This window comes from Pedobacter sp. GSP4, from assembly GCF_051857575.1.
Taxonomy (GTDB): Bacteria; Bacteroidota; Bacteroidia; order Sphingobacteriales; family Sphingobacteriaceae; genus Pedobacter.
In genome coordinates this window covers 785,778-800,060 of sequence record NZ_JBPZIR010000002.1, presented here as the reverse complement: position 1 = coordinate 800,060, position 14,283 = coordinate 785,778, and the positions used below count along the sequence as shown (strand labels likewise).

General features: G+C 41.8%; 7 protein-coding genes. 6 read left to right on the top strand and 1 reads right to left on the bottom strand.

Annotated elements, in window-relative coordinates:
* Positions 1–30: 30 nt before the first annotated feature.
* Positions 31–3,240, top strand: a complete 3,210-nt coding sequence (locus ACS5PU_RS06850) for a SusC/RagA family TonB-linked outer membrane protein (RefSeq protein ID WP_439458535.1) — start codon at positions 31–33, stop codon at positions 3,238–3,240.
* An 11-nt stretch (positions 3,241–3,251) separates the two neighbouring features.
* On the top strand, positions 3,252–4,685 hold the full coding sequence (locus tag ACS5PU_RS06845; RefSeq protein ID WP_439458534.1) for a SusD/RagB family nutrient-binding outer membrane lipoprotein: 1,434 nt from the start codon (positions 3,252–3,254) through the stop codon (positions 4,683–4,685).
* Between the two features lie 205 nt (positions 4,686–4,890).
* Here ACS5PU_RS06845 and ACS5PU_RS06840 read toward each other — a convergent pair whose 3' ends face one another.
* Positions 4,891–5,091: a YtxH domain-containing protein gene (locus ACS5PU_RS06840; RefSeq protein WP_439458533.1), complete on the bottom strand. Its 201-nt coding sequence runs from the start codon at positions 5,089–5,091 to the stop codon at positions 4,891–4,893.
* A 907-nt stretch (positions 5,092–5,998) separates the two neighbouring features.
* Between ACS5PU_RS06840 and ACS5PU_RS06835 the strand changes: the two genes are divergently transcribed.
* From ACS5PU_RS06835 to ACS5PU_RS06820, 4 genes are all read left to right on the top strand, one after another.
* On the top strand, positions 5,999–7,021 hold the full coding sequence (locus tag ACS5PU_RS06835) for a GntR family transcriptional regulator (protein WP_439458532.1): 1,023 nt from the start codon (positions 5,999–6,001) through the stop codon (positions 7,019–7,021).
* Positions 7,022–7,030: 9 nt separating this feature from the next.
* Positions 7,031–8,623 carry a solute:sodium symporter family transporter gene (locus ACS5PU_RS06830; RefSeq protein ID WP_439458531.1) on the top strand — a complete coding sequence of 531 codons (1,593 nt, stop codon included), beginning with the start codon at positions 7,031–7,033 and terminating at the stop codon, positions 8,621–8,623.
* A gap of 395 nt (positions 8,624–9,018) precedes the next feature.
* Positions 9,019–12,267 carry a SusC/RagA family TonB-linked outer membrane protein gene (locus ACS5PU_RS06825; protein WP_439458530.1) on the top strand — a complete coding sequence of 1,083 codons (3,249 nt, stop codon included), beginning with the start codon at positions 9,019–9,021 and terminating at the stop codon, positions 12,265–12,267.
* Positions 12,267–14,198: a RagB/SusD family nutrient uptake outer membrane protein gene (locus ACS5PU_RS06820; RefSeq protein ID WP_439458529.1), complete on the top strand. Its 1,932-nt coding sequence runs from the start codon at positions 12,267–12,269 to the stop codon at positions 14,196–14,198. The genes ACS5PU_RS06825 and ACS5PU_RS06820 overlap by 1 nt, the downstream gene beginning before the upstream one ends.
* The last annotated feature ends 85 nt before the right edge of the window (positions 14,199–14,283 follow it).

The window sequence follows — 14,283 nt, the reverse complement described above, 5'->3', positions numbered from 1 at the left end:
CCTTTTACTCATCATTAACTACACACACACATGTTTAAAAATTTTAAATCAATAGCGTTTATCTTGCTGCTCTTTTTTGTGCAAAAGCTTTACGCGCAAAATTCAACAGTTACCGGAACGGTAAAGTCGGCAGATGGCGAAACACTGCCCGGCGTTTCTATTTTAATCAAAGAAACCAAGCAAACCACCATTTCTGATAATAAGGGCGCTTTTTCTATCAGTGCGCCTGCAAATAGTACCTTGGTGTTTTCATACATCGGTTTTAAAAGCCAGGAAATACTGCTCAACAAAAATGCCGGTCCTCTTTCCATTATTCTGCAATCGAGTGATAATTCGTTGGATGAAGTAGTGGTTACGGCACTGGGTATTTCCCGTCAAAAGAAATCGCTCGGTTATGCTGTTCAGGAATTAAAAGGACAGGATTTAGCTGAAGCCAAAGAATCTAACCTGGTAAATGCGCTTGCAGGAAAAATTGCGGGTGTAAGGGTAACCAATAGCCAGGGGAGCATGGGCTCATCAAGAGTGGTAATTAGGGGAGAAACCTCTATAGCAGGCAACAACCAGCCTTTATTTGTGGTTGATGGGATTCCGGTTGATAATTCGCAGTTAAATTCGGCAGGGGCAAGAGATTATGCCAATGCAATATCAGATATTAATCCAGAAGATATAGAATCGATCAGTGTGCTTAAGGGGCCAAACGCCGCTGCGCTTTATGGTTCGAGGGCTGCGGCAGGGGTTATCCTTATTAAAACCAAAACGGGTAAATCTAAAAAAGGACTGGGCATTGCCATTAACTCCAATGCTGTAATCGAAACGCTGCTTACCTTGCCTGTATATCAAAATGCATTTGGCCAGGGCTCGGAAGGTAAATTTAGTTATGTTGATGGCAAGGGAGCAGGTACTAACGATGGTGTTGATGAAAGCTGGGGCCCTAAGCTTGATGGAAGGTTGATTCCGCAGTTTTATTCGAAAGGGGTAGCAGTACCGTTTGTAGCGCATCCGGATAATGTACGCGATTTTTTTGAAACTGGATATGCGTTAAATAACGGCGTATCGGTTGCCGATGCCGGAGAAAAATACGATTACCGCTTATCTTACAATAACCTCAAACAGGTTGGGGTAATCCCAAATTCTGGTCAGGCGAAAAATTCGTTTGTATTGAACACTACCTTAAAAATAACCCCGAAATTAAGTTTAACCGCAAATGCAAATTACAGCAAACTTAATTCTGATAATTTACCGGGTACGGGTGGTTCGCGCTCAACAAGCACCATGCTCCAGTTTACCTGGTTCGGCCGTCAGGTAGATATTAACCAGTTAAAGAATTACCTTGATGAAAATGGGAACACTTTTAACTGGAACAACAGTTACTACAGCAATCCATATTGGGTAGCTTATGAAAACACGGTTGCCCAAAGCCGCAACAGGATTATCGGAAGCCTGGGTTTAAACTATAAAATTATTGATGGTTTAGAATTTAATTTCCGCTCTGGTACCGATTATTACAACGATAGGCGTAAAGTTAAAATTGCTTACGGCACCAACGGAACACCTTTTGGCTCGTATACCGAAAGTGCATTTACGGTAAGCGAAAGTAATACTGATGCGACCTTAAACTTTAACAAGCAGTTGAACGACGATTTCAGTTTGGAATTATTGGGCGGAAGCAATATCCGCACCCGTTATATCGAGCAGAACGATCAAAGTGCATCGAGGTTGGCCGTTGCCGGACTTTATACGCTTAAAAACTCCCGAGATCCATTGGTATCATCAAACAACTACAGTAAATTAAAATCCTACAGCGTTTATGCTTCCGGACAAATTGGTTTTAGAAACTATCTTTTTGCCAACATCACCGCCCGTAACGATTGGTCGTCTACCTTGCCTGCGCAGAACAGATCATACTTCTATCCATCGTTTAATGGAAGTTTTGTAGCTACAGAAGCATTTGATATTAAAAGTGAGGCGCTTAATTATTTGAAAATACGTGGTGGCTGGTCTAAAGTAGGTAAAGATGCCGATCCTTATCAATTGATCAATACATTTGCTTTCGGTGCGCCATTTAATACAAATGAAAAGCTTTTGGCAGAAAATCCACAACTGCCTACTTCAAACCCACAGCTTAGTCCGGGTTCTATTGATCTTAATCAAAACCTTAAACCCGAAACCACCACTTCAACAGAATTGGGTGTAGAGGCTGTATTCTTTAATAAAAGATTGCGTTTCGATTTAAGTGCTTATAATACCAATAGTTACAACCAGATTTTGGCTGCAGATGTAAGTCCGAGTACAGGTTTTACCTCTAAACTGTTAAATGCCGGAAAAATAAACAACATGGGGATTGAAGCACAGTTGGGCATTACACCCATTAAAAAAGCCTTTACCTGGGATATCGATGTAAACTTCGCAGCCAACCGGAGCAGGGTAATAGAGCTTGATGCCGAGAAATTTTTAACTAACTATGTGGTGGCCTCTAATTCGGCTCAGGTAATTGCAACGGTTGGGCAGCCTTACGGATCGTTATTCGGGACTGCTTTTTTAAGAGATGGAAGCGGAAATATCATCGTAAACTCAACAGGGGCACCGGCCACAAACCCAACCAAACAGGTTTTGGGTAAATATACACCAGATTGGATCGGTGGCGTATATAACACTTTTACCTATAAAGGCATAAGTTTAGGGGTACTGGTTGATGCCAGCATTGGTGGTTCTATTTACAATGGTACTTATGCTACTGGTACTTATACGGGTGTTTTGGCTTCTACCTTACCGGGAAGAGCTGCAGAGTATGGGGGTATTGCTTACTACTATCCGGGCAATGATAAAAAGAACGGAACCGTTAGGGTAAATGGAACTGCACCTACAGGGGTAACCGTTTACGATGATGGGATTGTTTTTGATGGCGTAACAGCCGATGGTAAGCGCAATGAAAAGGTTTTACCAGCACAGCAATACTACAAATCGTTCAGGAACATTGATGAGGCCAATATTTTTGATGCATCTTATGTTAAACTCCGTGAAGTAAAACTGAGTTATAACTTGCCGGCCAAGTGGCTACGTCCACTGAGTTTACAGGGCGTTTCAGTATCACTTGTTGGCCGTAACCTTTGGATCATCCACCGCAATACCGTTGATATTGATCCTGAAGTGGCCTTTAATACCGGTAACGGTCAGGGTTTAGAGAGTTTATCTAATCCAACAACCCGCACTTACGGATTAAACCTGAATATCAAATTTTAAATATTTCCATCATGAAAAATAAGAAACTATATATACTGGCCATTTTGGCCATAGCGCTTTCATCTTGCAATAAAGAACTTGATGAGGTAAATATTAACCCAAATGCTCCCGAAAATGCACAGCCAGATTATCTACTTACCGGAGCAATTAAAAACACAGCCGATGCGTATTGGAGCACGGCCAATACCATGAATTCCAGTTTGCTTTTTGTTCAGCACTGGGCCAAGGTTCAATATACTGAAGAAGACCGTTTTATATTTACCAACAGCAGTTTTACCGCTTTGTGGTCTACCGGTTATTCAAAAAGTATTGCCGGATTGAATAAGATTATTGAACTGGGCGATGCACAGGGCAATTCTAATTACAAAGGGGTTGCATTAACATTAAGATCGTGGACTTTCTTATTGCTTACCGATGCTTATGGTGATGTACCTTACTCACAAGCGGGGAAAATAAAAGAATACATTACGCCGGCATACGATAAACAGAAAGATGTTTACTTCGGCATACTTAACGATTTAAAACTGGCGCAAGCGGCTTTAACTCCCTCGGGTAAAAGCATTGGTGGCGATGTAATATATGGCGGTAATATTGCCCGCTGGAAAAAATTTACCAATTCTTTAAGGCTGCGTATTGCCTTGCGCATTGCCGATAAGGAACCTGAAAAAGCTAAACAGGTAATTGCCGAAATACAGGCAGAGGGCAGTGGATATCTTGTGGCAACTGCAGACAATACCCAGTTAATTTACGATGCCTCGCCTCAGCAAAACCCGGTAAATGCAATTTTCGAAACCAGGGATGATTACCGCATTAGCAAAACAATTGTGGATAAACTTTTTGCGCTGAACGACCCCCGTCTTCCTGTTTATGCCAGTAAAACCAAAACGGCAACGCCTCAACAGTATATAGGCGTACCCAATGGCTCAACCAACTCGGAGGCCAGTGCTCTGGGTTTTGCTACTACATCCAGACCCGGAGAGTATTTTTTATTAACTAAGGCTCCGGCAGTTATTCTGAGTTATGCCGAACTCCTTTTTGATAGGGCAGAGGCTGCCGCACGTGGATTTACCACCGAAAATGCTGCCGATTTGTATAAGCAGGCCATTAGGGCATCATTTGAACAATATGGAATTACCGGAACGGTTGTAGATACTTATATCAACCAGACTGCGGTACAATACGATGCTGCTAACTATAAAAAATCGATAGGTGAGCAAAAGTGGCTGGCTTTATTTGGTCAGGGTTTAGAAGCCTGGGCCGAGCAGCGGAGGTTAGATTACCCACAGTTAAGCGCTTCGGTAAACACCGTGCTGAATGGCAAAATACCTGTACGTTTTATTTATCCGGGTACAGAGCAATCGTTAAACGGACAGAACTATAAAAATGCGGTAAGCAGTCAAGGGGCCGATTTATTGACCACCAAACTATGGTTTGATGCTTTTTAGTGTCGTTGTACTATGCCATTAAGTTAAAAATTATTAACCACGGATGCGCACAGATAAACACGGATTATTTCTGTGTGTATCCTTTTGATCTGTGGTTAAATAATAATTATAAACAAAAGTCCCGGTTTTTACACCGGGACTTTTTTTACTTTCACTATCAAAGAAAGAGATATACCTGTTCAGGCTCCTTTCTTTTAATTGGTGTTCATTTGGCCAAATCGTCGGCCGCATTACTTACGCGTGTTTTTAAATCTTGGGTATATCCTTTGGCTTTATCTACCCATTCAGGAGCCTTGTCCATTAATTCGTCTACAATAGATTGTCCGGTGATCGGATCTTTCTTTGTGATATATTTAACGCCTGCATAAACTGCCGCGCCAATAATTGCTGTTTTTAAAATTCCCATGTCGTTTTCTTTTGTTTTTAGTTAAACATTTTGAGCCAGTTAAAAGTTTTAGACGATTTATCAGGCGGAATGTTACGGATAATTTTCAGGTGCTGTCAAATGCTACCATCTGACTGAAACAGTTTTTATTTTTTTTACCACGGAGGCACAGAAAACACAAAGTTTCTGGATTTTGTTCTGGATAACAAATAGGTTCAATAGCAATTCCAATCCTATTCCGTGTGAATCTGTGTTTCCGTGGCAATTTAGTATCGATTTGAGGTTTCGGTCGGTGAGACACCGACCGATAAGATAAATGCAATTCCGTGTCAATCAGTGTTTCCGTGTCAATCAGTGTTTCCGTGGCAATTTAGTATCGATAGAGATTTCAGTCCGTGAGACACCGACAGATATGGTAATTTTTTACCACGGAGGCATGGAAAACACAAAGTTCTTGGATTTTGCTCTGGATAACAACCAGGTTCAGTAGCAATTCCAATCCTATTCCGTGTTAATCTGTGTTTCCGTGGCTATTTAGTAGCGATAGAGATTTCAGTCGGTGAGACACCGACCGATAGGGTAATAGCAATTCCAATCCTATTGCGTGTTAATCTGTGTTTCCGTGGCAATTTAGTAGCGATTTGAGGTTTCGGTCGGTGAGACACCGACCGATAGAACAGGTTCAATTGTATTCCGTGTCAATCAGTGTTTCCGTGGCTATTTAGTAGCGATAGAGATTCAGTCGGTGAGACACCGACCGATAGGATAAAAAGTAATAAAATCTGTGTTTATCTGTGTGCATCTGTGGCTAATTTATATCGCTATCACACTGACCGCGATAAAATTTTTGCCGATAATCTCTATTATATTTATATATTTCGATCAAAATTAACTTAAACCCATCCGAATATTAATTAAATGCTGCTGCATGAATAAGGAAAAGCTGTTCAATGAAATTAAAGACCTGAGCATTATCAATTCGTTCTCCAAGCACGAACAGCTTGTGCAGGGAATCATTAATGGCTTAAATCATAAACTCATTGCCAAGGGCGATATTTTGCCTTCGGTGAATGAAATGATGCGCGAAACCGGTTTTGCCAAAGAAACCATTGGGAAAGCCTATAAAGAGCTGATCAGCAGGGGTATTTTGGAATCGAAAAACAGACGGGGCTATTTTGTTGCTACAGATGATACCGAGCAGCACCTTAAAGTTTGTTTGTTGATTTACGCTTTTGATACCTTTCAGGAAACTTTTTATCAGAACTTCCGCGATCATTTAGGCGAAAATATCCAGGTTGATGTATATTTTCACCACAATAATTTTAGCGTTTTCGAATCGATCATCAACAGCAATAAAGGGCAATACGGTTTATATGTAATTGCCCCGATTGAGAGCAATGAAGCAAAAGAGGTGCTGGAACAACTGCCCAAAGAAAAACTGTTGATTGTGGATAGGTATATAGCCCTGAAAGGCGAATACTCTTACATTGTGCAGGAATTTGAAAAAGCTTCTTACAATGCTTTTTTGCAACTGGCACCAAGAATTAAGGAATTTTCCGAATTTGTTTTCTTCTTTAAGCCATCATCGGCCGAACCTAACGAAGTATTGATTTCATTTAAGCGCTTTATTAAGGAATTTAAGATTAATGGCGTTATCAAAAACAGTTACGAAAGCGGAAGCATTGCACCCGATAAGGTTTACTTTACCATCCATAACCTCGAACTATGGGAAATGCTTAAAGATACCAAGGTGAAAGGGCTTAAAGTGGGTAAAGACCTGGGGATCCTATCGCATAATGATGATAATGTGAAAGAAATCATTTTTGATGGCATCACCACTTTCTCCATCGATTTTGCCGAGATGGGCCGATTGGCAGCCGAATTTGTGCTGAGTCTCAAACCTGTGCAGCATGTAATGGAAAATAAACTGATCAGAAGAAATTCACTTTAACGCCATCGCGTGGGAACAACGGCCATCATTAGTTTTATCCTGTTCACGGTACTCGCCGCGATTATTTCTTATTTCAAAACCAGAAAGGCGCAAAGATCCACCATCAGTGGTTTTTTCTTTGCCAACCGCACAAACGGTTTTATCATTATCGGCGCCTCCCTGTTTTTCAGTAACATCAGTGCCAACCAGTTTATCGGCGAAAACGAATCGGTATATATCAACAACATGTCGGTAATTGGCTGGGGGATATCGTCCATCCTCGCCATGATTATTGTATCAGAATTTTTTATTCCGATCTATTTTAAAACCGGTATCCGCACCATTCCCGATTTCTTGGAGAAGCGTTACGATAAGCAGACCAAAACACTGGTTTCGGTTGTTTTCCTCTTCAGTTACATAATTAATCTGCTGCCATCGGTACTGTACGGTGGGGCAGTGGCCTTTAGTAACCTGATCGATCTTTCGCGTTTCCACCTGAGTTACTGGGAAAGCATCTGGATATTTGTATGGATTATGGGTTTAATCGGTTCGGTATATACCATACTCGGTGGTTTTAAGGCCATTACCATTTCGGATACGGTTTTAAGCGCCGGCATGCTCATCTTAATTATTGCCCTGCCTTATTTCGGGCTCCGCTATTTGGGGCATGGCGATTTTTTTGGCGGACTGGCTACCGTGCTTTCAACTAAAAAAGAACACCTTAATGCCATCGGCAGCAGTAAAGATGCCGTTCCTTTTTCTACCCTGTTTACGGGGATGCTCATTGTAAACCTCTATTACTGGGGTATGGAACAGTACATTATCCAGCAGGTGCTTGCGGCCAAAAGCTTAGAAGAGGGCCAAAAGGGAATTGCTTTAACCTGCTTTGCCAAATTATTATGTCCCTTGCTCATTAATATACCCGGCTTAATTGCTGTACATCTGTATCCGGTTTTAACCAATACCAACCAGGTGTTTCCGCTGTTGATTAAAGATGTGCTGCCGCCAGTTTTAATGGGACTATCGGCCTGTGTGCTGTTTGGCGCCGCCATAACCACTTTTAACGCCGGACTGAACAGCTCCAGCACCCTGTTTCTATTAAACCTGTACAAACCATTTATGGAGAAAAAGGGAAAAATCTTATCGGATAAAAGCTTGTTGAGAACGGGGAGGATGTTTCAGATTTCCGTATCGCTTTTCGCCATGGCATTTGCACCTTTTATCATCTTTTCTAAAAACGGATTTTACGAGTACCTGCAAAAAATCAGCGCTATTTTCAGTCTGCCAATATTTACCATCATCTTTATTGGTTTTATTACCAAAAAAATGCCACCCATTGCCGCTAAAATTGGCATGCTTTTCTTCATTTCCTGTTATATATTGAGCGAATGGGTATTTTCTATCCACCTCCATTATCTCCATGCCTTGGCCATTATCTTCCTCATTACCACTTTATTGATGTTGGCCATATCGAAAATGTACCCCAACCAAAACCCCTACATCTTGGTGCTCGATAATAAAATTGAAATTGTTCCCTGGCGCAGCAGGCATTATTACCATGTGGTTCTCATTGCGTTAATGGCATTGGTGTTTTTCATCTTTTCTTCTTACATGCTGGCTTAATAACCGATACACACATCTAATTTGTTTAAGCACTTGGAATATTAATTTTTTTGTTTATAATTGTACCACGAAAGAATAATAGGATAGTATAGTATAGGATAGTAACTGGTATCTGTTTGCGTTCCAGCGTTTTGTTTGATTCTTTTTTAAAAGTTTAGAACAGAAAAACAGGTGCAATACAACTTTCCAACATGTTGTTCTGCTATGATTTCGACTAACCAAACAACAAAAAATATGAGAAAATTTACAAAAAATCAAAAAGAAGAACTGTCGGCTTCTTCGCTTACTACCTTTAAAGGCTACACCGTGCACCACAACACCTAGTGCATTAACCTGTAAACTCAATCTACCTATCTTAATCGTGTTTAATTCACTCATTAAAAGCTAATTGGCAAATGAAGCAATTATTTTTGTGCGGGTACTTACCGGTATCCAGCAAGTTAAAAAATGCACTGGTACTGATGTTTTCGGTCTTTGTGTTTTTTCTGGTTTTTATCCCTCTGGAAAGCAGCGCGCAAACCGGAAAGAAAACCATTACAGGTAAAGTTACCGATACGCTAGGCGTAGGTTTACCCGGCGTTACTGTAGCGGTGGTGAATAAAGTTAATGTAGGTACGCAGACCGATAACAACGGAAAGTTTGTACTCGATGTAGCTCCGGGAGAGTTACTCCGGTTTTCGTATGTAGGTTACCGCGAACAAAAGGCAACGGTTGGTGCGGCCAACGTAATCAACGTAAAGCTAACGGAAGAAAATATGCTATCGGAAGAGGTTGTAATTACCGCTCTGGGGCAGAAACAACGTAAAGAAGCCTTGGTGGGTTCGGTTACGACAGTAAAAGTGGCTAATCTGAAAATCCCTTCAAGCAACTTAACCAATGCCCTTTCTGGTCAGATAGCGGGTGTAATCGGTTACCAGCGCAGCGGACAGCCCGGTCAGGATAACTCGCAGTTTTTTATCCGTGGCGTAACTACTTTCGGTTATAAACGCGATCCTTTAATTTTAATCGATAACGTAGAACTCAGCAGTTCAGATCTGGCCCGTTTGCAGGTTGATGATATTGAAAGCTTTTCTATTTTAAAAGATGCAAGTGCCACGGCCCTTTATGGTGCAAGGGGTGCAAATGGGGTAATTTTGGTAGCCACTAAATCAGGTAAAGAGGGTAAGGCCAAAATTAATTTCAGATTGGAGCAATCTGCTTCCCAGTCGGTCCAGAATTTAGAACTGGCCGATCCCATTACCTATATGAGGCTTTTTAATGAGGCATCTATTGGCAGGGGAATGGATCCTATGTTTACACCCAACCAGATTATTAATACACAAGCCACGGTAAATAAAAGCCCAGGTTATAATGAGTATGTGTACCCAGCGGTTGATTGGCTGGATATGCTCTTCAAAAAAAGAACCAGTACACAGCGGGCCAACCTTGGTGTTAGCGGAGGTGGCGGTGTGGCGCGCTATTATATTGCGGGTTCGTATAATTTGGACAATGGTGTGCTGAAAGAAGATTCGCGCAACAATAACGATAACAATGTTAAATTCCGCAATTACCAGTTGCGCTCCAACATCAATATCGATTTAGGAAAAACGACCGAAATGGTGGTACGTTTATCGGGTAATTTTAGCGAATACAATGGCCCGTTGGCTACCGATGGCGGTTTTTCTACCGATTTATATAATATTGCGGTGCATACCAGTCCGGTTTCATTCCCCGCTTATTTTCCTGCCGATGCTGCAAATCAAAATGCACAGCACATCTTATTTGGAAACAGGGGCGGTGCAGGCGTTAACAGTATTTTGGATAATAACCCTTATGCTGCCATGCTCCGTGGGCACAAAAACTCTTCTGAATCGCGCATGTCGGCACAGTTTGAGTTAAACCAGAAACTTGATTTTTTTACTGAAGGGCTTTCGTTCAAATCGATTTTCAGTACCAACAGGTATTCTTATTTTGATTCGCAAAGAGCTTATTCGCCATTTTACTACAACGTAGGTTCGTACGATAAGCAAAGCAATACCTATGTGTTAAACTGGCTTAACTCATCGGTAACCGGTGGTGCACCGAACGTTGCGCAAGAATATCTTTCTTATTATCCGGGCGGTACCAATATCAATACCTTTTTATATGCTCAGGCTTCATTAAATTACGATAAAGCCTTTGGCAACCATAACGTAAGTGGAACATTGATCGGTACGGCACAGCAAACCGTATACAGTAATGCCAGTTCTTTGCAAAATTCGCTTCCTTACCGCAATCTGGGTTTGGCAGGCCGCTTAACCTATTCGTATAAGAGCAGATACTTTATTGAAACAAACTTTGGTTATAATGGCTCGGAGAGGTTTTCAGAAGATCACCGCTTCGGGTTTTTCCCAACTATTGGGGCTGGATGGGTTGTATCAAACGAGAAATTTTGGAGCGGTGGACTGGCCAATGTAATTAACCGCTTAAAAGTAAGGGGCAGTTACGGTATTGTGGGTAACGATGCCATTGGTGCACAGCGCTTTTTCTACATCTCAGAAGTTAACTTAAACGGTGGTGGCAATTACGCCCAGTTTGGATTTAACGGTGCGGCCAACCGGAACGGTGTATTCATCAACAATTACGAAAACAAAGATGTAACCTGGGAAACATCAAGGCAGACCAATTTAGCTTTGGAGGCTACGCTGTTTAAAAACTTAAGCTTAATTGCCGAGGTATATAACAATTACCGCTACAACATTTACATGCCACGTACCAACCTGCCTACTACATTGGGATTGGAAGCTGGCGTAGGTGCCAACGTTGGCGAAGCCAGATCGAAAGGGATCGATTTATCGCTCGATTATAAATTTAATGTGAACGACTTTTCTTTTTCAGTTCGATCGAACCTAACCTTTGCCAAGAACAAATACATTAATTATGAAGAACCGCAATGGGCAGAAGCTTACCGTTACACCACCGGACAGGCCATTAACCGCAACTTTGGCTACATAGCCGAACGTTTGTTTGTAGATGATAAAGAGGTGCAGAATTCGCCCACTCAGATTTTCTCGGCAAATGGTAAAGCGCCAAGAGCCGGTGATATTAAATACCGCGATTTAAATAATGATGGCCGGATAGATGAGGCCGATAAAGCATACATCGGTTATCCGCAATCGCCAGAGGTGGTATATGGATTTGGTTTTAGCTCATCGTACAAAGGTTTCGATCTTTCGGCATTTTTTACAGGGCAGGATAGGATGACTTTCTTTATCGATCCAACCAGGGTAAGTCCGTTTGTTCCAAGCAACCAACAGTACATTTTGGGCAATACACAGCTTTTGAAAGATTTTGCTGATAACCACTGGTCGCCAGAAAACCAGGATCTGTATGCACTTTATCCAAGATTGGCTGTAAATGCGGTAGATCTTCAAAACAATGCACAAACCAGCACCTGGTGGATGAGGAATGGTAGGTTACTGCGATTAAAGCAGGTTGAACTAGGCTATACACTTCCACAGCGCATTTCAACCAGAATTAAATTAAGCTCTTGCCGCATTTACTTTAACGGCTTAAACCTGCTAACCTGGAGCCCTTTCAAATTATGGGACCCGGAGCAGGGCGGAAACGGATTTGCTTATCCAATACAAAAGGTGTTCAATGTTGGTCTTAACGTAACCTTATAATGAAAACGATAAAAACATATTTAAAATACAGTTGCATTGTACTTGTGCTTTGCGGTTTGGTATCCTGTAAAAAGTATCTTGATGTAACACCAGATGACATTGGTACATTAGATTACGCTTTCAGAAACAGGAACGAGGCCGAAAACTATTTATATTCTTGTTACGCTTACCTGCAACGGATGAACGATGTAGCCACTAATCCGGGTTTTACCACATCATCCGAGCTGATTTACTCCAATACCCTCGATAATTTTCAGGGTTTTAACGCCACTGGTTTTAACCTGTTAAGGGGTACACAAACCGCCTCAAAACCCGGTTTAAATACCTGGGATGGCGAGGAGGGCAGCTACAGCCTTTGGCGTTCGATCAGGATCTGTAACATCATGCTCGAAAATATTGATAAACCTATTGATCTGGGTGCTGCTGAAAAGAAACGCTGGATAGCTGAAACCAAATTTTTAAAAGCTTATTACCACTACGTTTTATTTAAAATGTATGGTCCAATTCCTTTAATCAAAACCAATTTGGCCATCAACAGTACAACTGATGAAGTACGGATCAAAAGAATGCCGGTTAATGAAACGGTCGATTATATTGTTTCCCTGTTGGATGAAGCTATTGCCGATCTTCCTGCGGTAATTACCAGCCAGGCAACAGAATTGGGTAGGGTAACCAGTGTAATTGCCCTATCGGTAAAAGCCGATGTATTAACCACGGCAGCAAGTCCGTTGTTTAACGGTAACCCCGATTATGCTAACTTTAAAGATAAAGAGGGGGTTAGCCTTTTCCCGGCAGCTTACGATGCCCAGAAATGGAAAAGAGCAGCAGATGCCGCAAAAGCTGCCATTACTGCCGCCGAAGCGCAGGGAATAAAATTGTATACCTTTAATTCGCCCTCAACAGTTGGTAAATTATCCGATTCGTTAAAAAGAGAGCTCGATGTACAGAATGCAGTGGCCGAACGTTGGGAGCTGAACCCCGAAATTATCTGGGCCTCAAACCCCGAGTTTAACTACCAGGGTTTTTCTACGCCAAGGCTTACCGCAAAATCGGCTGTAAACAATTTCTCTAATCCTTCTACTTTCTCGGCACCGATCAGTACACAGGAGCTTTTTTATACAGTAAACGGTGTGCCGATTAACGAGGATAAAAACTGGGATTATGCGGGTAGAAATACCATTAAAGCAGGCGATAATGCCAGCCGTTATTACATTCAGCAAGGTTACGAAACCATTAAGGGCCACTTTGCGCGCGAAAGCCGCTTTTATGCCGATATCGCTTTCGATGGGGGCATCTGGTTCGGAAATGGCCGCAATAACCAGGATGATCCGGCCAATCCATTATATTATGTTTCGGCAAGGGGTAGCGGTTTTGCTGCACCAAGCGATAACATCAGGTTAAATATTACCGGTTATTGGCCCAAAAAACTGGTCAGCTATGTTTCAGTTTACGATGATGGCTTTCAATCGTCACCTTTCAGGCTGCCATTAATCAGGCTTGCCGGTTTATACTTGCTTTACGCGGAAGCATTGAATGAAGTTAACGGACCAACCGCAGAGGTGTTTACCTATATTGATAAGGTAAGGCAGCGCGCAGGTTTACAGGGGGTACAGGCCTCTTGGACAAACTTTTCCAAAAACCCGAATAAATTTAATACGAAAGACGGTTTAAGGCAGATTATCCACCAGGAGAGAAGAATTGAACTTTGCTTTGAAGGACAGAGCGGCTGGGATTTAAGACGATGGAAAGAGCTTCAGGCGGTGTTAAACAACCCGATACAGGGCTGGAGCATCAACAACGCAGAAGCCATAAATTATTACCGCCCAACTACCCAGTTTATTCCGGTTTTTGGCCTTAAAGATTATTTGTGGCCAATAAAGAGCTCCGATTTGGTTGTAAATCCAAACTTAGTTCAAAACCCTTATTGGTAATTAAAATATTAAAGCCAGGAAACCGTGATGTGTGGCATAAACCATAACCTTATCCGCACATCATTGCTTCATCACCGATAAAATA